This is a genomic window from Motiliproteus sp. SC1-56, assembly GCF_017309075.1.
Taxonomy (GTDB): Bacteria; Pseudomonadota; Gammaproteobacteria; order Pseudomonadales; family Balneatricaceae; genus Motiliproteus.
Map to the genome: position 1 here is coordinate 183,392 of NZ_JAEMGS010000004.1, position 21,937 is coordinate 205,328.

The 21,937-nt window shown below is 61.6% G+C and carries 24 protein-coding genes; 19 read left to right on the forward strand and 5 right to left on the reverse strand.

Annotated elements, in window-relative coordinates:
* Positions 1-25 precede the first annotated feature (25 nt).
* The 8 genes from JGZ97_RS05970 (at position 26) to JGZ97_RS06005 (ending at position 5,385) form a co-directional block, all read left to right on the forward strand.
* Positions 26-1,138 carry a 1-acyl-sn-glycerol-3-phosphate acyltransferase gene (locus JGZ97_RS05970; protein WP_207061699.1) on the forward strand — a complete coding sequence of 371 codons (1,113 nt, stop codon included), beginning with the start codon at positions 26-28 and terminating at the stop codon, positions 1,136-1,138.
* Positions 1,139-1,147: 9 nt separating this feature from the next.
* A complete protein-coding gene (gene moaC, locus JGZ97_RS05975; RefSeq protein WP_207061700.1) occupies positions 1,148-1,648 on the forward strand; it encodes a cyclic pyranopterin monophosphate synthase MoaC in 501 nt (166 codons plus the stop codon).
* A 3-nt stretch (positions 1,649-1,651) separates the two neighbouring features.
* The gene (moaD, locus tag JGZ97_RS05980) at positions 1,652-1,909 is read left to right on the forward strand and encodes a molybdopterin converting factor subunit 1 (protein ID WP_207061701.1); all 258 of its coding nucleotides are present in this window, start codon (positions 1,652-1,654) and stop codon (positions 1,907-1,909) included.
* Between the two features lie 16 nt (positions 1,910-1,925).
* Positions 1,926-2,675 carry a 1-acyl-sn-glycerol-3-phosphate acyltransferase gene (locus tag JGZ97_RS05985; RefSeq protein ID WP_242521561.1) on the forward strand — a complete coding sequence of 250 codons (750 nt, stop codon included), beginning with the start codon at positions 1,926-1,928 and terminating at the stop codon, positions 2,673-2,675.
* Positions 2,676-2,686: 11 nt separating this feature from the next.
* Entirely contained in the window at positions 2,687-2,956 is a 270-nt protein-coding gene (locus tag JGZ97_RS05990) for a hypothetical protein (RefSeq protein WP_207061703.1), read from the forward strand.
* Between the two features lie 74 nt (positions 2,957-3,030).
* Positions 3,031-3,999 carry a hypothetical protein gene (locus tag JGZ97_RS05995; RefSeq protein WP_207061704.1) on the forward strand — a complete coding sequence of 323 codons (969 nt, stop codon included), beginning with the start codon at positions 3,031-3,033 and terminating at the stop codon, positions 3,997-3,999.
* A gap of 119 nt (positions 4,000-4,118) precedes the next feature.
* Positions 4,119-4,973, forward strand: coding sequence for a transposase (locus tag JGZ97_RS06000; RefSeq protein WP_207061705.1), 855 nt, complete (start codon positions 4,119-4,121; stop codon positions 4,971-4,973).
* A gap of 58 nt (positions 4,974-5,031) precedes the next feature.
* Positions 5,032-5,385 (forward strand): nucleotide pyrophosphohydrolase, encoded by a 354-nt coding sequence (locus tag JGZ97_RS06005; RefSeq protein ID WP_207061706.1) that lies wholly within the window; start codon positions 5,032-5,034, stop codon positions 5,383-5,385.
* Between the two features lie 207 nt (positions 5,386-5,592).
* Here the strand turns inward: JGZ97_RS06005 and JGZ97_RS06010 are convergent, their stop codons facing one another.
* The 4 genes from JGZ97_RS06010 to ispB form a co-directional block, all read right to left on the reverse strand.
* Positions 5,593-7,140 (reverse strand): DASS family sodium-coupled anion symporter, encoded by a 1,548-nt coding sequence (locus JGZ97_RS06010; RefSeq protein WP_207061707.1) that lies wholly within the window; start codon positions 7,138-7,140, stop codon positions 5,593-5,595.
* A gap of 358 nt (positions 7,141-7,498) precedes the next feature.
* Entirely contained in the window at positions 7,499-8,719 is a 1,221-nt protein-coding gene (fabB, locus tag JGZ97_RS06015; protein ID WP_207061708.1) for a beta-ketoacyl-ACP synthase I, read from the reverse strand.
* A gap of 111 nt (positions 8,720-8,830) precedes the next feature.
* Positions 8,831-9,346 carry a 3-hydroxyacyl-[acyl-carrier-protein] dehydratase FabA gene (gene fabA / locus JGZ97_RS06020; RefSeq protein ID WP_207061709.1) on the reverse strand — a complete coding sequence of 172 codons (516 nt, stop codon included), beginning with the start codon at positions 9,344-9,346 and terminating at the stop codon, positions 8,831-8,833.
* A 109-nt stretch (positions 9,347-9,455) separates the two neighbouring features.
* Positions 9,456-10,424, reverse strand: coding sequence for an octaprenyl diphosphate synthase (ispB, locus tag JGZ97_RS06025; RefSeq protein ID WP_207061710.1), 969 nt, complete (start codon positions 10,422-10,424; stop codon positions 9,456-9,458).
* Positions 10,425-10,648: 224 nt separating this feature from the next.
* Here ispB and rplU point away from each other — a divergent pair, with 224 nt between their 5' ends.
* The 4 genes from rplU (at position 10,649) to proB (ending at position 13,726) form a co-directional block, all read left to right on the forward strand.
* On the forward strand, positions 10,649-10,960 hold the full coding sequence (rplU, locus tag JGZ97_RS06030) for a 50S ribosomal protein L21 (RefSeq protein WP_207061711.1): 312 nt from the start codon (positions 10,649-10,651) through the stop codon (positions 10,958-10,960).
* A 22-nt stretch (positions 10,961-10,982) separates the two neighbouring features.
* On the forward strand, positions 10,983-11,240 hold the full coding sequence (gene rpmA, locus JGZ97_RS06035) for a 50S ribosomal protein L27 (RefSeq protein WP_207061712.1): 258 nt from the start codon (positions 10,983-10,985) through the stop codon (positions 11,238-11,240).
* Between the two features lie 130 nt (positions 11,241-11,370).
* Positions 11,371-12,573 (forward strand): Obg family GTPase CgtA, encoded by a 1,203-nt coding sequence (cgtA, locus tag JGZ97_RS06040; RefSeq protein WP_207061713.1) that lies wholly within the window; start codon positions 11,371-11,373, stop codon positions 12,571-12,573.
* Positions 12,574-12,601: 28 nt separating this feature from the next.
* Entirely contained in the window at positions 12,602-13,726 is a 1,125-nt protein-coding gene (proB, locus tag JGZ97_RS06045; protein ID WP_207061714.1) for a glutamate 5-kinase, read from the forward strand.
* A 139-nt stretch (positions 13,727-13,865) separates the two neighbouring features.
* On the opposite strand, the gene rpsT is transcribed toward proB, so the two are convergent.
* Entirely contained in the window at positions 13,866-14,126 is a 261-nt protein-coding gene (gene rpsT, locus JGZ97_RS06050) for a 30S ribosomal protein S20 (RefSeq protein ID WP_207061715.1), read from the reverse strand.
* A gap of 147 nt (positions 14,127-14,273) precedes the next feature.
* On the opposite strand from rpsT, the gene murJ reads away from it, so the two are divergent.
* The 7 genes from murJ to pilV all read left to right on the forward strand — a co-directional run bounded on the left by murJ (position 14,274) and on the right by pilV (position 21,928).
* Positions 14,274-15,839 (forward strand): murein biosynthesis integral membrane protein MurJ, encoded by a 1,566-nt coding sequence (murJ, locus tag JGZ97_RS06055; protein ID WP_207061716.1) that lies wholly within the window; start codon positions 14,274-14,276, stop codon positions 15,837-15,839.
* A gap of 69 nt (positions 15,840-15,908) precedes the next feature.
* Positions 15,909-16,856, forward strand: coding sequence for a bifunctional riboflavin kinase/FAD synthetase (gene ribF / locus JGZ97_RS06060; RefSeq protein WP_207061717.1), 948 nt, complete (start codon positions 15,909-15,911; stop codon positions 16,854-16,856).
* A 5-nt stretch (positions 16,857-16,861) separates the two neighbouring features.
* Positions 16,862-19,681, forward strand: coding sequence for an isoleucine--tRNA ligase (ileS, locus tag JGZ97_RS06065; RefSeq protein WP_207061718.1), 2,820 nt, complete (start codon positions 16,862-16,864; stop codon positions 19,679-19,681).
* A 10-nt stretch (positions 19,682-19,691) separates the two neighbouring features.
* Complete coding sequence (gene lspA, locus JGZ97_RS06070) at positions 19,692-20,201, forward strand: signal peptidase II (protein WP_207061719.1); 510 nt, start codon at positions 19,692-19,694, stop codon at positions 20,199-20,201.
* Positions 20,202-20,207: 6 nt separating this feature from the next.
* On the forward strand, positions 20,208-20,648 hold the full coding sequence (locus JGZ97_RS06075) for a peptidylprolyl isomerase (protein ID WP_207061720.1): 441 nt from the start codon (positions 20,208-20,210) through the stop codon (positions 20,646-20,648).
* Between the two features lie 216 nt (positions 20,649-20,864).
* Positions 20,865-21,434, forward strand: a complete 570-nt coding sequence (locus JGZ97_RS06080; RefSeq protein ID WP_255537712.1) for a GspH/FimT family pseudopilin — start codon at positions 20,865-20,867, stop codon at positions 21,432-21,434.
* Positions 21,431-21,928, forward strand: a complete 498-nt coding sequence (pilV, locus tag JGZ97_RS06085; protein WP_207061722.1) for a type IV pilus modification protein PilV — start codon at positions 21,431-21,433, stop codon at positions 21,926-21,928. The genes JGZ97_RS06080 and pilV overlap by 4 nt, the downstream gene beginning before the upstream one ends.
* Positions 21,929-21,937: the final 9 nt, after the last annotated feature.

Sequence of the window (21,937 nt, forward strand, 5' to 3'; positions counted from 1 at the left end):
GGGCCCGTTCGGCTCGAGGAGTGGCATGAGCGTTACCGACCTAGACCCTTATCAGGATATTCGTCCCTATCACGATGATGAGGTGCCCGGTGTATTGGCGGGGCTGCTGAAAAACGCCGAGTTCGTGTCGGCGCTGGGCCAGTTTCGTTTCCCGCGGCTGAGCCGCTTCGCTCCCTCCCTGGTGAATCAGTTGGTGCGCTTCGCGTTGGGCCGGCAGTTGGCCGGGGTCCGGACGGTGGCGGGCATGCAGGACGTGATCGCTGCCTACATGGGCAAGATGATCGAGCGCACCACCCACCGGGTCACCTTCTCCGGCCTCGAGGGGCTGGATGCGAACAAGGCGTACCTTTTCATCTCCAACCACCGCGATATCGCCATGGACCCGGCCTTCGTCAACTGGGGCCTCTATCACCACGGCATGCAGACGGTGCGTATCGCCATTGGCGATAACCTGCTGAAGAAGCCTTACGTCTCCGACCTGATGCGCCTGAACAAGAGCTTCATCGTCAAGCGTTCGGTCAAGGGGCGTGAAAAGCTCAAGGCCCTGATGGAGCTGTCGGGTTACATCAGCCACTCCATCGACAGCGGCCATTCGATCTGGATCGCCCAGCGCGAGGGGCGGGCCAAAGACGGCAACGACTTCACGGACCCGGCGATCATCAAGATGTTCTACATGGGCAAGAAGAAAAGCACGCCCGACTTCGCCGAGGCGGTCCGCGAGCTCAACATCGTGCCGGTCTCCATCGCTTACCAGTACGATCCCTGTGATGCCCTCAAGGCGCGGGAGCTGCAGGCGCTGGCCAGCGAGGGCGCGTATGAGAAGGGGCAGTACGAGGATATCGAGAGCATCGCCCAGGGCATCACCGGCTTCAAAGGCGACGTCCACGTGGCGTTCGGCCAGCCCATGAGCGGCGACTACGAGACCCCCGAGGCCCTGGCCGAGGCGATCGACCGGGAGATCATCGGCAACTACCACCTTCATGCCTCCAACCGCGTGGCGGCCGACGAGGCAGAGGCCGTGGATGACGCCGACCGTAAGGCGTTCGAGGAGCGCCTGCAGCGCGTCTCCGCCGAGTGCCGTCCCTGGCTCAAGGCGATGTACGCCAACCCGGCGCTGAACAAGCAAAAGCTCGCCTAGGAGGCGCAGATGACCGCAGAGCACGACGAACAGGCGACCCTGACCCATATCGACAGCGACGGGCAGGCGCGCATGGTGGACGTGTCGGAGAAGGCGGTGACCGTCCGCGAGGCCCGGGCAGAGGCCTACGTGGTGATGCGTCCCGAGACCCTGGCGATGATCGTCGAGGGGCGGCACAAGAAGGGCGACGTGCTGGCGGTGTGTCGCATCGCCGGCATCCAGGGGGCCAAGCGCTGCCCGGACCTGATTCCGCTCTGCCACCCGCTGATGCTCAGTTCGGTCAAGGTGGAGCTGCACCCGGAGCCTGAAAAAAACCGGGTGCGCATCGAGAGCCGTTGCAAGCTCAGCGGCCAGACCGGGGTTGAAATGGAAGCCCTGACCGCCGCCTCCGTGGCTGCCCTGACCCTCTACGACATGTGCAAGGCCGTGGACCGGGGAATGGTGATCGAGGGCGTGCGAGTGCTGGAGAAAAAAGGCGGTAAAAGCGGCCATTGGCGGGTAGAGGAGTAACCCATGGATTCGGTAGACCTGGTTTTTTTTGCCAGCATTCGCGAGCAGCTCGGCACCGACGCTGAAACGCTCGAGCTGGCGGCGGAGCTGAACACGGTTCAGGCCCTGATCGATCACCTGCGCACCCGGGGAGAGCCCTGGGCCTCGGTGCTGGCCGCCGAGCAACTGCTGGTGGCTGTCAATCAGGAGATGGCCGAGCGCAGCGCCGTGATAAAATCTGGCGATGAAGTCGCGTTTTTCCCCCCGGTTACCGGCGGTTAAAGGAGCTCAGCTGTTGATGAACTACCTACGCGCCGCGGTCTTCTACTCGGTTTTTGTCACCGCCAATATCATTCATTCCGTGCTGAGCCTGCTGGTTTCGCCGTTCTTGCCCTTCCCCGCCCGCTTCCGCTTTGTCTGTTCGGTCAATCGCCTGAGCCTGTGGTGGCTGCGGCTGGTCTGCGGTATCCGCTACGAGGTGATCGGCCGTGAGCACCTGCCCAGCGGCGGCCCCTTCGTGATCCTGGCCAACCACCAGAGCGAGTGGGAGACCCTCTTCCTGCAACTGCTGATCAGCCCCCAGTGCACGGTGCTGAAAAAAGAGCTGCTGCGGATTCCCTTCTTCGGTTGGGCCCTGGCGCTGCTCAAACCGATTGCCATCGACCGCTCCCAGCGGGCGCGGGCCATGAAACAGATCCTGCAACAGGGCAAGGCCCGCCTGGCAGAGGGGATTCCGGTGCTGATCTTTCCCCAGGGTACCCGGGTGCCGGCCGGTGAGGTGGGCAAGTTCAACAAGGGCGGCGCCATGCTCGCCTGCAGCGCCGAGGTGCCCATCGTCACCATCGTCCACAATGCCGGCGAGCACTGGCCCAGCGGGCGCTTTCCCAAGACCCCGGGCACCATCCAGGTGCGGGTGGGGCCGGTGATCGACACCCAGGGGCGCAAGGTGGACGAGGTTCACCAGGAGACCACCCGCTGGCTGCAGCACCACCTGGAGCAACAGCATCCGGTGGCGGCGCGGCCTGAGGGCGAAAAGGCTCACCTTTAGTCGGACCCGAGATGCTGGTGGTGCGCCCTAGGCTCGGCGCACCCCGTCCTCGCCTGCCCCATATGCAGCGCCGGCTGCCTCCTCAGCCGTTAGCAGTCTACCTGCAATTAGCCGGTGACCGAGATACGGCAATCTATCGTGCTTATCGCAGCGGTGGGTATCGCTTGAAAGGGATCGGCGATCATTTTGGTTTTCACTATTCCCGCGTCAGTCGAATCGTCAAGAAGATTAAGGGGGCAAAAGACAAGACCGGCAAAAGGCAAGACCTGACCCCTGTGTGATGACCCCTATGTGCTACGTACCTTTACGTGAATAGGGTCTTTGGCAGCATGGTGAATAGAGGAAGCTTAAGATAATGGAGCGATTGAAATTTTGTAGCGTTATGCTGCTGTGGTTGTTTGCTACCACTGCGGTGGCCTTGCCCTCGGCCAAAGTAACCATAAAGGTGGTGGATGATCAGGGGGGGCCGGTTGAGGGCGCAGAGGTAAGGGTAGGGTTTGAAAGTCCGGGCGGTTATTGGCAGGCAGGAAGGATTGCGTTTGATAGTGGTTACTCAGATTCTGATGGTATTCATGTAGCGTCTTCTAACACTTCGGGCCGCATTGGTTATCGGATAGAGAAAGAAGGTTATTACGAAAGCGAGGGTGGGTTTAGTGAGTTTACGGGAGTCAGCGGTGTGTACGGAATGCGCCGCTGGGAGCCTTGGAATCCGATCCTAGGGGTAGAGTTGCGTAAAATTCGTAATCCTATACCGCTCATTGTCAAACAAGTAGAGGCATTGGAACTGCCGATGCTAAATCGTCCTATCGGTTACGATTTGATGGCGGGTGATTGGGTCGTTCCCTTTGGTCAAGGTACCACTGCGGACTTGGTATTTACTTTGGAAAAAAGCTATCAATCACGTGGAAGCTGGAAATATAAGCTGTCACTTGGTTTTGCGAACCCAGACGATGGTGTAATACCTGTTCGAGCTTCGACCTCAAGCGGCAGCCAGCTTTTGCTAGCCCATCATGCACCAATAGAGGGATATAGGTCGGAATATTTCTGGGGCAAGGAGATGAAGATGTCGTCCTATGGAACCGCTGTTCGCAGTGATTTTGGGGAGCTTCAAACAGATGATTTAAACTTCTATTTTCGGGTGCGAAGTCAGCGGGATGAACATGGGAGACTGGTCAGTGGAATATATGGGAAAATTCATAATAAATTTCAGCTGACCAATTTCAAAATAGAAAGAACAGGGTCGCTAACATTCAATTATTTTCTCAATCCAACTCCGAATGATACTAACCTTGAATGGGATCAAAAAACGAATTTGTTTCATTGAGCGGGTGGGCCCTATTTGGTGATTAGGCATAGGGGTCAGGTCTTGCCCTTTGCCCGCATTGGTCTAAGGGGCATAGGGGTCAGGTCTTGCCTTTTGCCTCCATTGGTCTAGATTTCTGCATGAGCAGACCGTTACGCATCGAGTTCTCTGGCGCCCTCTATCATGTGACAGCAAGCGGTAAATGCCGCGATGCGATCTACTTTGGCGATGATGACCGTGCCCAGTTTATCGGCCTGCTGGCCGAGGTGTGTGCGGGTTACAACTGGCGCCTGCATGCTTACTGCCTGATGACCAACCACTACCACCTATTGGTGGAGACTCCTGACGGCAATTTGTCGAAAGGGATGCGACAGTTCAATGGAATCTATACCCAATGGATCAACCGAACACACCGCCGAGTAGGTCACCTGTTCCAAGGACGCTTTAAAGCCATTTTGGTCGAGAAGGAGTCCTATCTGCTGGAGCTAGCCCGCTACATTGTGTTGAATCCGGTTCGCGCCGGCATGGTCCCCGTCGCCCAGGAGTGGCCATGGTCCAGCTACGCTGCCACGGCGGGGTTGGCGGAGGAACCTTCCTGGTTGACCACCGGAGTGGTGTTGGGCCGCCTTGCCCGTAGCCGTCGAACGGCTCAGGAGCGATATACCCATTTCGTTGCCGAAGGTGTGAACCAGGCGAGTCCTTGGGATGGGCTGCGCGGGCAGATCTTCCTAGGCAGTGAACAGTTTGTTGAGCAGATGCAAGGACAACTGTCGCCGCATGCTTTTCTTGATGACGTGCCCCATGTGCAGCGCCGGTTGCCACCGCAGCCGTTAGCGGTCTACCTGCAATTAGCCGGTGATCGAGATACGGCAATCTATCGAGCTTATCGCAGCGGTGGGTATAGCTTGAAAGAGATCGGCGATCATTTTGGTTTGCACTACTCCCGCGTCAGTCGAATCGTAAAGAAGATTAAGGGGGCAAAAGACCAGACCTGACCCCTATGTGACCCCTATGTTTGACCCCTATGTTGTCCCCCAGACAGGTCGGTGATTGATGATGGATCTGGAAGAAATTTACGGCGCGATACAAGCGTTTGCGACGGAGCGTGATTGGGATCAGTACCACAATCCGAAGAATCTAGTGATGGCGTTGTCGGTAGAGGCGGCTGAGCTTGTCGAGGAGTTTCAGTGGTTGACGCCAGAGCAGGCAGAGAATCTGGATGAGGACCCCGAGCGGCTTGCTCGGGTGCGTGATGAAATAGCCGATGTGGCTGTTTATCTGATTCGGTTGTCAGGAAAGCTTGGCATCGACATGGAAGGCGCAATTGAGCAGAAGATGAGGAAAAACGCGGAGAAGTACCCCGCAGAAAAAGTGCGCGGGTCGGCCAAGAAATATACAGAGTATTGACCCGTTCTCTTGCATGCAGCTTCAAAGAGAGTCGTGAAGAAGACTGAGGTAGCAAAAGACAAGACCTGACCCCTATGTTGCTAGCGCGGCACCGGGTAATCCTCCCTTTTTTTGGCGGATTCCTTGCGGGTGGGCAAAAAAAGAGGGGGCCTAATGGGGCATCCAAGGCCTTGCACGAGTGTGCAAGGCCTTGTTGGTTGGGCAGGGTTAGAAACTCAGCCCGAACACCAGTTCCGCCAGCAGCGTGAACAGGGCAAAGGCGATGGCGATGGCCAGCAGGTTGAGGAGAAAGCCCGCGCGCACCATGTCCCGCAGTTCCATCCGCTCGTAGGAGAAGACGATGGCGTTGGGCGGGGTGGCCACCGGCATCATGAAGGCCATGGAGGCGCCCACAGCCACCGGGATGCAGAGGATCATCGGATCCAGGCCAAGGCCCACGGCCACCGCGGCCAGGATGGGCAGGAAGGTGGCGGTGGAGGCGGTGTTGGAGGTGATCTCGGTCAGGTAGACGATGGCGATGGTCACCAGCAGCACCAGCACCAGGGTGCTGACCTCGACATCGGTCACTGCGTTGCCGATCCACTCCGCAAGCCCGGTGCCTTTGAAGCCGCCGGCGAGCGCCAGGCCGCCCCCGAAGAGCAGCAGTACGCCCCAGGGCACGTTGCGGGCCGCCTCCCAGTCCAGTGCAAACTCGCCCTTGGTGCGGGACACGGGCACCGCGAACAGGATCATGGCCGCCAGCAGGGCGATGATGGTGTCGTTGATGGGCAGGCCGGTAACCTCCACCAGGAACTTGCGGAAGATCCAGCTCAGGGCGGCGCCGGCAAAGACGATCGCCACCAGCTTCTCCGCCCGGGACATGGCGCCCAGGGCCTTCAGCTCGCGCTGCACCACGCTGCCGGGGTCCTGGATGGCTATCCGGTGCGAGGGGAACAGCAGGCGGGTCAGCACCAGCCAGGTGATGGGCAGCATGATCGCCACCACCGGCACACCGAACAGCATCCAGTTGAAGAAGGTGATCTCGATGTCGTAGGTGTTCTGCAGGAAGCTGGCCAGCAGGGCGTTGGGCGGTGTGCCGATAAGGGTGCCGACGCCGCCGATGGAGGCGCTGTAGGCAATCGCCAGCATCAGGGCGACGCCGAAGTTGCGCACCATCTTGCCGTCATCGGTCTGCTTGGAGATGAAGTCGATCACCGACAGCCCTACCGCGAACATCATGATGGTGGTGGCGGTGTTGGAGATCCACATCGACAGGAAGGCGGTGGCCAGCATGAAGCCGAGAATGATCCGCGAGGGCGACGTGCCGATCCGGCTGACGATCTGCAGGGCGATGCGGCGGTGCAGGCCCACGTGCTGCATGGCCGCGGCCAGCAGAAAACCGCCCAGGAACAGGTAGATCAACGGGTGGGAGTAGTTGGCAGCGACCGGCTTGATCTTGTCGATCTCGAGCAAGGGCATCAGGATGATCGGCAGCAGCGCGGTGGCGGGGATGGGGACCGCTTCGGTCAACCACCAGGCGACCATCCAGGTCGCCATGGCGACCAGGCGCCAGGCCGCCTCGGGCATCGCTTCCGGCGCGGGGGCCAGCAGAATCAGCAGCGCGGCCAGCGGGCCGCCCAGCAGGCCGACCAGGCGCAGGCCGCTGACCGGTGTCTTTTGCACATCAGGACGGTCTTTGTAGTCGGGGTCGCGTCGGTCGCCCGGGGTCAGAAAATCTTCATCGTGGGCATGAACACCCGGCTTATCAGATGTCATTGATGGCTACCTCTTCAAATGACGGAGTTTGTGGATCTTGGCTGTCGCGGGCTCTTGACTCCGTGAACGGCGCATGAAATGCAATAAGTGAGCCATGTGTGACACGCCGGGCACGGTTTTGGCAAATCGCGTTCTGGTGAGGTGTTGCACGGCTTTTAGCCGGGTGTTTAAGGGGTGTCGGATCGGTTCGTGGTGGCAGGCTGAAAAACCGCCACGATATGGGTGGATATCCGCCCAGCAGGTCGAGCGCAATGGGTCGTATTTCGCCACAGGGGGGCTTTGAGTGTATGAGCAGGGAAACCTGCGGGAACAAAAAAGGCCGCTGTGATAGCGGCCTTTGGATAGCGGTGCCTGGCGCTTAGTCGCGGTAGCGCTGGAAGACCAGGGAGGCGTTGGTGCCGCCGAAGCCGAAGCTGTTGGACATGACCCGCTCCAGGCCCGCATTGTCGCGACGCTCGCGCACGATCTGCACGCCCTCGGCGTCGGGGTCCAGGTTCTCGATGTTGGCGGAGGCGGCGATAAAGTCGTTCTCCATCATCAGCAGGCTGTAAATCGCCTCCTGTACGCCGGCGGCGCCCAGGGAGTGGCCGGACAGGGACTTGGTGGAGCTGACCGCGGGCAGGTCGCCCCCGGAGAAGGCGGTACGGATCGCCTTGAGTTCCTGCATGTCGCCGGCCGGGGTGCTGGTGCCGTGGGCGTTGATGTAGTCGATCTTGCCGTCCACGGTGGCCATGGCCTGCTGCATGCAGCGCACGGCGCCCTCGCCGGAGGGGGCGACCATGTCGTAACCGTCGGAGGTGGCGCCGTAGCCGACCAGTTCGGCGTAGATCTTGGCGCCGCGGGCCTTGGCGTGCTCCAGCTCTTCAACCACCAGCATCCCGGCGCCGCCGGCGATGACGAAGCCGTCACGGTCGGCGTCGTAGGCGCGGCTGGCCTTCTCCGGGGTGTCGTTGTACTTGGAGGAGAGGGCGCCCATGGCGTCGAACAGGCAGCTCAGGGACCAGTGCAGCTCCTCGCCGCCGCCGGCAAAGACGACATCCTGCTTGCCCAGCTGGATCATCTCCATGGCGTTGCCGATGCAGTGGGCGCTGGTGGAGCAGGCGGAGGTGATGGAGTAGTTGACCCCCTTGATCTTGAACGGCGTGGCCAGGCAGGCGGAGACGGTGCTGCCCATGGTGCGGGTGACCCGGTAGGGGCCGACCCGCTTGATGCCGCGCTCGCGCAGCACATCGGCGGCTTCCACGATGTTGGCCGAAGAGGCGCCGCCAGAGCCGGCGATGAGGCCGGTGCGCACGTTGGAAACCTGTTCCGGGGTGAGCCCGGCGTCTTCGATCGCCTGCTGCATGGAGAGGTAGGAGTAGGCCGCGGCGTCGCCCATGAAACGGTGCAGCTTGCGGTCAATGTGGTCCTGAGGGTTGATGTCGATGGCGCCGGCAACGTGGCTGCGGAATCCCATCTCCTTGTACTCTTCCTGGAACGAGAGTCCGGAGCGGCCCTGCTGCAGGGACTCGAGAACGGTCTCTTTATCGACTCCCAGGCAGGATGTAATACCGATGCCGGTTACAACTACACGTCGCATAGGACAAACCTCTGAGTTTTGTTTATTGGTATCAGGATAGTCTGCGAAGCGGGTATTTTCTGCCGCTCGCAGACCTTTCGCCAGTGGCCCAAACGGGGCTGAAACGGCGGCCTAAAAATCAGCGGTGGAGGTGAACAGGCCGACGCGCAGGTCTTTGGCGGTATAAATCTCGCGGCCATCCACCTTGAGCGAGCCGTCGGCGATGCCCATCACCAGCTTGCGCTCGATCACGCGCTTGAGTTCCAGGTGGTAGGTGACCTTCTTGGCCGTGGGGAGTACCTGGCCGAAGAACTTCACTTCGCCGGAGCCGAGTGCGCGTCCGCGCCCCGGGTTGCCTTTCCAGCCGAGGAAAAAGCCAACCATCTGCCACATGGCGTCCAGGCCCAGGCAGCCGGGCATGACCGGGTCGCCGACGAAGTGACACTTGAAGAACCAGAGGTCCGGGTTGATATCCAGCTCGGCGATGATTTCTCCCTTGCCGTACTGGCCTCCGTCTTCGGTGATGGAAAGAATGCGGTCGACCATCAGCATGTTGTCAACGGGCAGCTGGGCATTGCCGGGGCCGAACATCTCACCGTGGCCGCACTTGACCAGCGCGTCGCGGTCGAAGGATGAGGGTTTAGTCATTGGAACTTGGTGTCCTTCTGCTTATTTGAGTCGCGATTATAGCGGTTTGGGGCGCGCAAAGCCTAGGGCCAGTGGGGAAATTCCGCCGCCGAACGCGTTGCGTTTGGCTTCAGGCCTTGCGCGAAATGGCCAGTTCCGCCAACTGCTCCAAGATGGTGCGGAAAGGGCTCGCCGGAAGCGGCTGCAGGTTGTCCAGGGCTTCCTGCACCTGGGCCTGGGCCTGGGCCCGAGTGTAGTCGATAGCGCCGGTGTCCCGGGCCGCTTGCAGGATCGGCTCCAGGTCCTCCAGGTTCCCCTTGCGGATCGCCTGCCGGATCAGCTGGCGCTGCGCCTCGGTGCCTTCGCGCATGGCGTGGATCAGGGGCAGGGTGGGCTTGCCTTCGGCCAGGTCGTCGCCGACGTTCTTGCCCATCTCCTCGGCATTGCTCTCGTAATCCAGCAGGTCGTCCACTAGTTGGAAAGCGGTGCCCAGGTGGCGTCCATAGAGGCGCAGCCCTTCCCGTTGTTCAGGGGTGGCGCCGGCGACCAGTCCGCCGCACTCGGTGGCCGCCTCGAAGAGCATGGCGGTCTTGCCGAGGATGACCTTCATGTAGTTCTCTTCGCTGACGTCGGGGTTTTTGCAGTTAAGCAGCTGCAGCACCTCGCCCTCGGCGATGACGTTGGTGGCGTTGGAGATAACCTCCATGATCTGCATGTCCCCCAGCTCGACCATCATCTGGAACGAGCGGGAATAGAGGAAGTCGCCTACCAGTACGCTGGGGGCGTTGCCCCACTTGGCGTTGGCGGTGGCGCGGCCGCGCCGCAGGTCGGAGGTGTCGACGACGTCGTCGTGCAGCAGGGTGGCGGTGTGGATAAACTCCACTACCGCGGCGAGGTTGATATGCTGATCACCCCGGTAGCCGCAGGCCCGGGCCGCCAGTAGCACCAGCAGTGGGCGGATCCGCTTGCCGCCGCTTTCAATAATGTAGTGTCCGATCCGCTCGACGAGGGGGACGCCGGAGTGCAGGTGATCGAGGATGTAGCGGTTGACGGCCTCGAAATCGTCGGCGATCTCGGGATGCAGTTGGTGTGGTTGCATAGCGGGGAGTCGGACTGATGGTTTGGCGGCATGCTAAGGGGAGCTTTGCCGGAGTGTCAAGCAAACTCTTGCTGTACGGCCTCAAAAGGGTTGTCAAGTAGTTGTCGGTGGCGTAGAATCCGCACCCCTGTGGTTCGTCCAACCGCACGCTCCCTACCATATGGTTGACCATTAGAAGTAGGCAATTTCAGTAGCCGGGCGGACCAGAAAATCTGGAGAAGATTATGTACGCAGTGATTGTCAGCGGTGGTAAGCAGCACCGTGTAAGCGAAGGCGAAACCCTGAAAGTTGAGAAGCTTCAGGCCGAGCCGGGTGCAACCGTCGAGCTGGACCGGGTTCTCCTGGTTGCCAACGGCGAAGACGTCAAGATCGGCGCGCCTGTCGTCGAAGGTGCCAAGGTGACTGCCGAGGTCGTGGCTCACGGCCGCGGTGAAAAAGTGCGCATCATCAAGTTCAAGCGCCGTAAGCACCACATGAAGAAGCAGGGCCACCGTCAGTGGTTCACTGAAATCAAGATTACCGGCATCAGCGCCTAAGCTGATTGAAGGAGACTGAAGAATGGCTCATAAAAAAGCTGGCGGTAGTACTCGTAACGGTCGCGATTCCGAGTCGAAACGCCTTGGTGTGAAGCGCTACGGCGGCCAAAAAGTCCTGGCTGGCAACATTCTGGTGCGTCAGCGTGGAACCCGTTTCCACGCCGGTGACAATGTTGGCTGCGGCAAGGACCACACTCTGTTCGCCACCGCTGAAGGCGTGGTGAAGTTTGAGGTGAAAGGCCCCAAGAGCCGCAAGTACATCAGCGTCGTGCCCGCCTAAGCAGGCAGTTCTGCACGGCCTCCGAAAAAGCTCCGCCGAGGCGGGGCTTTTTTTGTTTCTGTCCTTTCCCTTGGCGGGCCGGGGCTATCCTTGAATCATCAGGCGCGGCCAGCAGCCCGCGGAGTTGGAAATGAAATTTGTCGATGAAGTCGTAATCAGCGTCGAGGCAGGCAAGGGCGGCAATGGCTGTCTGAGTTTTCGTCGCGAAAAATTTGTCGCCAAGGGCGGCCCTGACGGCGGCGATGGCGGCGACGGCGGCTCGGTGTGGCTGCAGGCGGATGAGAATCTCAATACCCTGGTGGACTACCGTTTTCAGCGGCGCTACCGGGCGGAGAACGGCCAGCAGGGAATGGGTCGCAACTGCACCGGGGCCAAGGGTGGTGACGTCGTGCTGCGGGTGCCGGTAGGCACCACGGTGGTGGACGAGGATACCCAGGAGGTGCTCTGTGACCTGACCCGGGCCGGCCAGCGGGAGAAGGTTGCCCAGGGCGGTTTTCACGGGCTGGGCAACACCCGCTTCAAGTCCAGCGTCAACCGTGCGCCGCGCCAGACCACCAACGGCTCCTCCGGCGAGTCCCGAAACCTCAAGCTGGAGCTCAAGGTGCTGGCGGATGTGGGGTTGCTGGGGCTGCCCAATGCCGGCAAATCTACCTTCATTCGGGCGGTGTCGGCGGCCAAACCGAAGGTTGCGAACTATCCCTTTACCACGTTGGTGCCCAATCTTGGGGTGGTCAGCATCGAGCGTGACCGCAGCTTTGTGGTGGCCGATATTCCGGGGTTGATCGAAGGGGCGGCGGAAGGGGCCGGGCTCGGGGTGCGGTTCCTCAAGCACCTGGCGCGCACCCGGATTCTGCTGCACCTGGTGGATATGGCGCCCTGGGACGGTGTTGCGCCGGCCGATTCGGTCCGGTCGATCGCCCGCGAGCTGGAGAAATTCAGCCCGGCCCTGGCCCAGCAGGAGCGCTGGCTGGTGCTCAACAAGCTGGACCTGGTGCCGGCCGAGGAGCGCGAAGCACGCTGTCGCGAGCTGGTGGAAGCGCTGGACTGGCAGGGGCCGGTGTTTGAAATCTCTGCCATCAAGGGTGAGGGCACTCGCGAAGTGTGTGTGGCGATCATGGAGTATATCGAGGAGCGGCAGCGCCTGGAGGCCGAGGACGCCGAGGTCGCCGAGGCCGAGGCGAAGCGCAAGGCGCAGCTGGAAGCGGAGGCGCGGGAGAATCTGGAGCGTCTGCGTGAAGCCCAGCGGGCGCGGCGCCGGGACGGTGATGACGACCTGGATGATGATGATTTCGACGACGATGATTACGACGTCGATGTCGAGTATGTGCGTTAGTCGGTGAGAGTGAAGGAGTCGCGTGGGGATGAGCAGTAGGGAGCGGCTGACCCGGGGTAAGCGCTGGGTAGTGAAGATCGGCAGTGCGTTGTTGACCAACGACGGGGCCTGTCTGGATGAAGTGGCGATTGCCGGCTGGGTGGACCAGATGGCGGCGCTGCGCCGGGAGGGTATCGAGGTGCTGCTGGTCTCGTCAGGCTCGGTGGCCGCCGGCATGCACCGGCTGGGGTTGAGTCAGCGTCCGCGGGAGCTTCATCAGTTGCAGGCCGCGGCGGCAGTGGGCCAGATGGGGTTGGTGCAGACCTACGAGGCGGCGTTCCAGCGGCATGGTATGCACACCGCACAGGTGCTGCTGACCCATGATGACCTGTCCAATCGCAAGCGTTACCTCAACGCCCGCAGTGCCCTGCGTTCGCTGGTGGACTGGGGGGTGGTGCCGGTGATCAACGAAAACGATACCGTGGTCACCGATGAGTTCCGTTTTGGCGACAATGACACCCTCGGGGCGCTGGTGGCCAACCTGGTGGTGGCCGACGCCCTGATTATCCTTACCGATCAGTCCGGGCTGTTTGACTCGGACCCGCGCACGAACCCGAATGCCAAGCTGGTGCAGCAGGCCCGCGCCGAGGACCCGGCGCTGGATGCCATGGCGGCCGGCGGCGCGGGCGTGCTGGGGCAGGGGGGGATGCAGACCAAGGTGCGGGCGGCGCGGCTGGCGGCCCGCTCCGGCGCAGCGACGGTGATTGTCGGTGGGCGCGAGCCGGATGTGCTGCCCCGGCTGCGACGGGGTGAGGCGTTGGGTTCCTTGCTCGAGTCCGACAGTTCGCCCCAGGCGGCCCGCAAGCAGTGGCTGGCCGGTCACCTTCAGGCCCGTGGCACCCTGGTGCTGGATGAAGGCGCGGTGCGGGTGCTGCGCGAATCCGGGCGCAGCCTGTTGCCGGTGGGGGTGCGGCGGGTAAGCGGCGACTTCTCCCGTGGTGAAATGGTGCTCTGTGTTGACGAGCAGGGGCAGGTAGTGGCGCGGGGGCTGGTCAATTACGGCATCGGCGATGCCCGGCAGCTCGTGGGGCAGCCCAGTCAGCGCATCGAGGAGATTTTGGGTTATCGCGCAGAAGAGGAGCTGGTGCACCGGGACAACCTGGTGCTGGCTTGATCATTTAGGGATCCGGGGTGCGAAATCAGGGATGAGGGTGGTGTAGAGTCCTTTCCTGCTTCCTGCTTTTCGTGCAAGAACCAGGAGGCACAAAAAAACCGGCCGAAGCCGGTTTTTTTAGGATTCTGTAAAATGTGTTTTACAGAGCCTTGATCTGGGCGTTGAGGCGGCTCTTGTGACGAGCAACCTTGTTCTTGTGGAACAGGCCCTTGGTTACGGCGCTGTCCAGTACGGGGACGGCGGCGTTGTAGGCGGCTTGCGCAGCTTCTTTGTCGCCGGAGGCAACGGCAGCTACGGCTTTCTTAAGGTAGGTGCGGACCATGGAACGCAGGCTAGCGTTATGCTTGCGGCGCGTTTCTGCTTGGCGTGCACGTTTTCTGGATCCTGCGGAATTTGCCACAATCTGGCTCCTCAAATACCGTGAAGTAGAAAGTACATCGTAAAAAACGAAGAGGCGAAATTATTCATACCCCGGGGTGGCTTGTCAATCATTTTCCGCGGATTTGCGGTATGATCCCCCGCCAGATTGGTAGTAGGGACTGGTTTCATGGATAAGGCCCCAGATCAGGGCGTCAAAAAATCCGCGGGGTTGTTGCGCTCCAGCGCGGTGGTGGGGTTGATGACCTTGCTGTCGCGGGTGCTCGGGCTGGCGCGGGATATTGTCATTGCCCAGGGGTTTGGGGCCGGTGCCAGTGCCGATGCTTTTTTTGTCGCTTTCAAGATTCCCAATTTCCTGCGCAGGCTGTTTGCCGAAGGGGCGTTTTCCCAGGCCTTTGTGCCGGTGCTGTCGGAATATCAGGCCAAGAGGGATCGGGCCGCGGTCAAAGCGCTGGTGGATCGGGTGGCCGGTAGCCTGGGGCTTACCCTCAGCGGGCTCACCGCCGTGGCGGTGCTGGGGGCGCCGGTGCTGACGGCGCTGTTCGCGCCGGGGTTCTACTGGGGAGACAGCGACAAGTTCGACCTTACCGTCGATATGTTGCGGGTCACCTTTCCCTACCTGCTGCTGATCTCGCTGACGGCGTTTGCCGGCTCCATCCTCAACAGCCATGGCCGCTTCGCGGTGCCGGCGTTCACCCCGGTGCTGCTCAATCTCTCCCTGATCGGCGCCGTCTGGTGGCTTCAGCCCTGGCTGGAAACGCCGGTGATGGCGCTGGCCTGGGGGGTGTTGATCGCAGGCATCGCCCAGCTGCTGCTGCAGCTGCCGTTTCTGTTGCGCCTGGGCCTGCTGCCCCGCCCTCGGGTGGATTACCGCCATCCCGGTGTCAGTCAGATCATCAAGCTGATGATTCCGGCTCTGTTCGGGGTCTCGGTGAGCCAGATCAACCTGCTGCTGGATACGGTGCTGGCCTCTTTCCTGCAAACCGGCAGCGTCTCCTGGCTCTACTTTTCCGACCGTCTCATGGAGCTGCCGCTGGGTGTGTTCGGTATCGCCATTGCCACTGTGATCCTGCCCAGTCTGTCGCGCAAGTACGCCAGCCGGTCGGGGGAGGCCTTTGCTCAGACCCTCGACTGGGCGCTGCGCATGGTGCTGCTGATCGGGTTGCCGGCGGCGCTGGCGCTCTGCCTGCTGGCCGAGCCGCTGATCGTCACCCTGTTCCATTACGGCGCCCTGGAGGCGCGGGACGTCACCATGACCGCCTTCAGCCTGCGCGCCTACAGCCTGGGGCTGCTGGCGTTCATGTTGATCAAGGTGCTGGCACCGGGCTACTTCTCCCGCCAGGATACCCGGACGCCGGTGAAGATCGGTATCTGGGCCATGGTGGCGAACATGGGGTTGAACCTGGCGCTGATATTGCCACTGCAGCACGCGGGGCTGGCGCTGGCGACTTCGCTGTCCGCCTTTCTGAATGCCGGGTTGCTGCTGCGCGGGCTGCTGCGCGAAGGGGTGTTTCGTTGGCAGGCCGGATGGGGCGTATACGGCTTGCGTCTGCTGGCGGCGATCGCGGCGCTGGCGCTGTTTCTGTTCTGGGCACCGGCGCCGGTGCAGAGCTGGCTGGATTACAGCCTCTGGGAGCGGGTGCTTAACATGGCCTGGCTTTGTCTGGGCGGGGTGGGGTGCTATTTCGTCGTTTTGTATCTGGCCGGCCTGCGTCCGCGCCACCTGCGCCATTGAGCAGCGGTATTCCCGGCGCTGCGGCTGCGTTATAATGCGCCGTTTTGTGACTGGGTAATGCGGCGGCGAATGGAGCTAATCAGGGGTTTACACAATCTGCGCGATCAGCACCGGGGCTGCGTGGCCACCATCGGCAATTTCGACGGGGTCCACCAGGGGCATCATCGGGTGCTGGAGCAGGTGCGCGAAAAGGCCCAGGCCCTGGGTCTGCCCTCCGTGGTGATCATGTTCGAACCGCAGCCCCGGGAGTTTTTTGAAGGGGAGGGTGCCCCGCCCCGGCTGACCCGTTTTCGGCAGAAGTTCGAGCTGCTGCGCGACCACCAGATCGACCGGGTTTTCTGCCTGCACTTCAATGCCCGGCTACGGGCCCTCACCGCCGAAGCCTTTATCGATCAGCTGTTGCTTAACGGCCTGGAGGTCAAGTACTTTGTGGTGGGCGACGACTTTCGCTTCGGCTGTGACCGACGTGGTGATTTTGCGCTGTTGAAACACTACGGTGAAAGTCACGGCTTTACCGTGGTCAATACCTGCACCCACCGTATCGACGGCGAGCGGGTGAGCAGTACCCGCATTCGCGGTGCGCTGGCCGAGCACGAGTTCCTGCTGGCCGAGCGGCTGCTGGGGCGGCCCTACCGCGTCGAGGGCAAGGTGATTCACGGCCGCAAGCTGGGGCGTCAGTTGGGCGTGCCCACTGCCAATATCTCCCTGCAGCGCAAGCGCTTGCCCTTTTCCGGCGTTTTCGTGGTGGAGGCGACCACCGAGGAGGGGCGTCGCCGTGCCGGGGTCGCCAACGTGGGTGTACGCCCCACGGTAAACGGGGAAAGCCCCATGCTTGAAGTGCACCTGTTTGATTTCGATCAGGAGCTCTACGGCGAGCGGCTGGAGGTGGAGTTCAAGGCCTTTGTGCGCCCCGAACAGCGTTTCGACAGTATCGAGGCGCTGCGTAACCAGATTCAAGACGATATTGCCTTTGCCCGCAGCTGGGAATATCGGACCCATTCAGCGACAAGTGAATAATCGCAATGACCGACTATAAAAACACGCTCAACCTGCCCGAAACCGATTTTCCCATGCGCGGCAACCTGGCCAAGCGCGAGCCGGAAATGCTCAAGCGCTGGAATGAAAGCGACCTATACCGCCAGCTGCGCGAGGCCCGTGCCGGCCGTGACCAGTTCATTCTTCACGACGGCCCTCCCTACGCCAACGGCAATATTCACATCGGTCACGCGGTTAACAAGATTCTCAAGGACATTATCGTCAAGTCGAAGAACCTGAGCGGCTTCGACGCGCCCTATGTGCCCGGCTGGGACTGTCACGGCCTGCCTATCGAGCACAAGGTGGAGACCCTCATCGGCAAGGCCGGGGACAAGGTGACCTTCAAGGCATTCCGCCAGACGTGCCGGGACTATGCCCGCGAGCAGGTGGAGGGGCAGAAGCAGGACTTTATCCGCCTGGGCGTGTTCGGTGACTGGGAGAATCCCTACCTGACCATGAACTTCAACACCGAGGCCAACATCATTCGGGCCCTGGGAAAGATCGTGGAGAACGGGCACCTGGTGAAAGGCTACAAGCCCGTCTACTGGAGCGTGGTGGGCGCTTCCGCCCTGGCCGAGGCCGAGGTGGAGTACCAGGACAAGACCTCCACGGCCATCGACGTGCGCTTTGCGCCGGTGGACGAGGCGGCCTTCCTGAGCAAGTTCGAGAGCCTGGACGGGAAAGGCCCGGCCAGCGTGGTGATCTGGACCACCACCCCCTGGACCCTGCCCTCCAACCAGGCGGTGTCCCTGAACGCCGGGCTGGAGTATGCCCTGGTTGAGGTGGATGCGGGGCAAGGCGTCGAGCGCATCCTGCTGGCCGAAGCGCTGGTGGAGAGCGCGATGAGCCGTTACGGCATCGAGCACTACCGGGTGGTGGGGCGCTGCTGGGGCGAGGCTCTGGAAGGGCTGAAACTGCAGCATCCCTTCTACGACAAGCAGGTGCCCATCATCCTGGGGGATCACGTGACCACCGACGCCGGTACCGGCGCCGTACACACCGCGCCCGATCACGGGGTGGAAGACTTCGAGGTGGGTAAAAAGTACGCCATCGACACCCTCAACCTGGTGGACGGACACGGTATCTTCGTCGAGGCAGCGGGCGTGTTCGCCGGGCGCCACGTCTACAAGGTGGACGAAGAGGTGGTCGCCCTGTTGCGCGAGAAGGGGCGCCTGATCAAGGACCACAAGTTTGAGCACAGCTATCCCCACTGCTGGCGCACCAAGACGCCGCTGATCTACCGCGCCACCCCGCAGTGGTTTATCAGCATGGACGCCCGCGATCTCAAGGGCGACGCCATGGAGGCGATCAAAGGGGTGCAGTGGTTCCCCGGCTGGGGCCAGAGCCGCATCGAGGGGATGATCGAGCAGAGCCCCGACTGGTGCGTCTCGCGCCAGCGCACCTGGGGGGTGCCCATCACCCTCTTTATCCACAAGGAGACCCAGGAGCTGCATCCCAACACCAGTGCCCTGATCGAGGCCGTCGCCCAGCGGGTGGAGAAGGCCGGTATCGACGCCTGGTTCGAGCTGGAGCCCGCGGAGCTGCTGGGTGATGAGGCCGACCAGTACATCAAGGTCAACGATACCCTGGATGTCTGGTTCGACTCCGGGGTGACCCACTACTCGGTGCTGGACCAGCGCGACGGTCTGCGTTCGCCCGCCGACCTCTACCTGGAGGGCTCCGACCAGCACCGCGGCTGGTTCCAGTCCTCCCTGAAGACCAGCATCGCCATCAAGGGCCAGGCCCCCTACCGGCAGGTGCTGACCCACGGCTTCACCGTTGACCAGGACGGGCGCAAGATGTCCAAGTCCCTGGGCAACGTGGTGGCGCCCCAGGATGTGATGAACAAGTACGGCGCCGATATCCTGCGCCTGTGGGTGGCGGCCACGGATTTCAGCGGCGAGATGGCGGTTTCCGACGAGATCCTCAAGCGCACCGCCGATACCTATCGCCGCATCCGCAATACCGCCCGCTTCCTGCTGGCCAACCTCAACGGCTTTGACCCGGCCGCCAATGCAGTGCCCGCCGGGGAGATGCTGGCCCTGGACCGCTGGGTGGTGGACCGCGCCGCCCGCTTGCAGCAGGAGATTCTGGCGGCGTACGACCAGTACCAGTTCCTCAGTGTCTATCAGAAAGTACATCACTTCTGTGCCCTGGACCTGGGGGGCTTCTACCTGGATATCATCAAGGATCGCCAGTACACCACCCAGGCCGACAGCCTGGCGCGGCGCTCCTGCCAGACCGCGCTCTACCACGTGGCCGAGGCCCTGTGCCGCTGGATCGCGCCGATTCTCAGCTTTACCGGTGACGAAATCTGGAATCACCTGCCCGGCGAGCGCGGCGAGTCCGTACACCTGGTTACCTGGTACGAAGGGCTCTTTGAGCTGGATCCCGGGGCGGAGATGGACGCCGGCTTCTGGCAGCAGGTGCTGCAGGCCAAGAACGCCGTCAACAAGGAATTGGAGAATCAGCGTAACGCCGGCAAGGTGAAGTCCGGGCTTGCCACCGAGGTGGTGCTCTATGCAGACCCCGAGCTCAAGGCGCAACTGGAGCGACTGGGAGAGGAGCTGCGTTTCGTGCTGATCACCTCTGCGGCCCGGGTCGAGGCGCTCGAGGAGGCGCCGGGGGATGCGGTGGAAACCGAGCTGAATGGTCTCAAGCTGGCGGTGAATGTCAGCGCGCACGCCAAGTGCACCCGTTGCTGGCACCTGCGTGAAGATGTGGGCAGCCATAGCGAGCACCCTGAGCTGTGCGGTCGCTGCGTCGACAACGTCGAGGGCGCCGGCGAACAGCGCCTCTACGCCTGAGTACGCATTGATGGTGGTGAACAGAAGGCGCGGGGGGCTGGCCTGGCTCTGGCTCAGCGCGCTGGTGATCGTGCTCGACCAGGCCAGCAAGTACCTCGCGACCCAGGCCCTGGAGTACGCATCCCCCGTGGCCTTGCTGCCGGTGTTCGATCTCACCTTGCTGCACAACACCGGGGCGGCGTTCAGCTTTCTCGCCTCGGCCGGTGGCTGGCAGCGCTGGTTCTTCGCCGCGGTGGCGGTGGCGGTCAGCGCCTACCTGGTGCACTGGCTGCATAAAACCGGGCCGCAGCAGCGCTGGCAGGGCATCGCCCTGGCGTTGATCCTGGGCGGTGCCCTGGGGAATCTCATCGATCGCATCTGGCTGGGCTACGTGATCGACTTTATCTCCCTGCACTGGAAACAGTATTACTACCCGGCCTTCAACCTCGCCGATTCGGCCATCACCGTGGGGGCGCTCATGCTGCTCTGGGAGATGCTGTTCATGAAAGCCGGCGAACCCACGTGTGACACCAAGGAGTAACAACGGATGACACAGGCCTCCATCGGCCCCGGCGCGCGAGTGACCCTGCATTTCTCCCTTGAACTGGAGGATGGCCGGGCCGTGGACAGCACCCGGGAGGGGCAGCCGGCCACCTTTGAGGTGGGCGACGGTAACCTGTTGCCCGGCTTCGAACAGGCTCTGTTCGGGTTGCAGTCCGGCGATAAGCGGCGCTTACGGATCCTCCCTGAGCAGGGCTTCGGCCAGCCCAATCCCAGCAACGTACAGTGGGTGGGGCGGGATCGCTTCAACGGGATGGAGCTTGAGCCGGGGCTGGTGATCTCCTTCGCCGACGGCGCCCGGGGCGAGCTGCCCGGCGTGGTCAAGTCCCTGCATGAGGAGCAGGTGGAGGTGGATTTCAACCACCCCCTGGCCGGCCACACGCTCTATTTTGAAGTGGAGATTTTCGCGGTAGAATCGGTCTCCTGAGGCCGCCTCTCCGCAATTTGGGCAGGTTGCGCTCGGTCAAGGTTCGGGCGCTGTTGCCGGATGTCCCTCGTCCATTGGTCTATTCTTTATCAATACAGGGGGAAAGGCCCTATTGTGGGCCGGGTCTCTTATCTGGTATATCTCGCAAATAATTGATTTTTGACAGGTCGCGTAGTCGCACGTCGCTGCGAATGGCGGGCAGGGCAGGCAGTAGAGATGCAGTTGGACGTAGTAGATAAGGGCCTGGATGCTCAACGGTGCAAGGCTGCGTTAAGCCGGCGACATCCACCTCGACGCTCATCCGGGTTCACCTTGGTCGAGCTGCTTATCGTCATGGCCATCCTCACCATCCTCTGGGTGATCGCCTCACCCAACTACGACCCCATCATCGTCGGCAACAAAGTCAAACAGCAGAAATACGAAATCGCCACCAGCCTCGCCATGGCCCGCACCGAGGCGGTGAAGCGGGGAGCTTTGGTGCGGGTGTGCCAAGGCACCAGCGGCAGCTGCGGTACAAGCGATAGCGGCAGTGAGAGCTGGGCTGACGGCTGGCGGGTTCAGGATATGGATGGCGATACTGTGATCCACCTCGAACAAGGGGCCGCTCCCAACACCACGCTCAGCTACAGCTGCGGGGACTATGTCGAGTTCAACACCACGGGGGGGCGTGTCTCCTCCTCGGACGGTGAGTGTGTATTTACTGCCGGTAAGAAGGGCGGAGCGGATTATGACACCAAATTGAGTATAGGGCGCCAGGGGCGGGTACAGCTGGATTATACGGAATGAAAGAAATGAAGGGGACACGTCGCCGGGACAATGGCAAGAGAGCTGCACCGAGAGTCCCCTGCTCAAAGGGCTTTACGCTGGTTGAAGTGCTGGTGGCCGTGCTGGTGCTGTCGCTGGGTATTCTTGGTTTGATTGCGCTCGAGAGCATGGCGCTAAAAAACAACCACAGTGCCTACCAGAGAAGCCAAGCCACCATTTTGGCCTATGACTTGGCGGACAGGGTTCGGGCCAATCGTGATGAACGGGGTAAGTACATCGTCACCATACCGTCTGGAAAAACTCATTCTGCCACGACCTGCTCTTCTTGTAGCGCAGAAGGTCTGGCGGACAACGATTTGGTGGAGTGGAGCCAAGACATACAAAAGCTGCTTCCGGGGGCTAGTGCCGCAGTGACGGCGTCTGGCTCGGTGTTTACCGTGACCATCGCGTGGATAGATAACAGAGAGCGTGGATCGGATACGGTCGAAACCTTTCAAACATCCTTTAGGCCTTGAGGTGTTGAC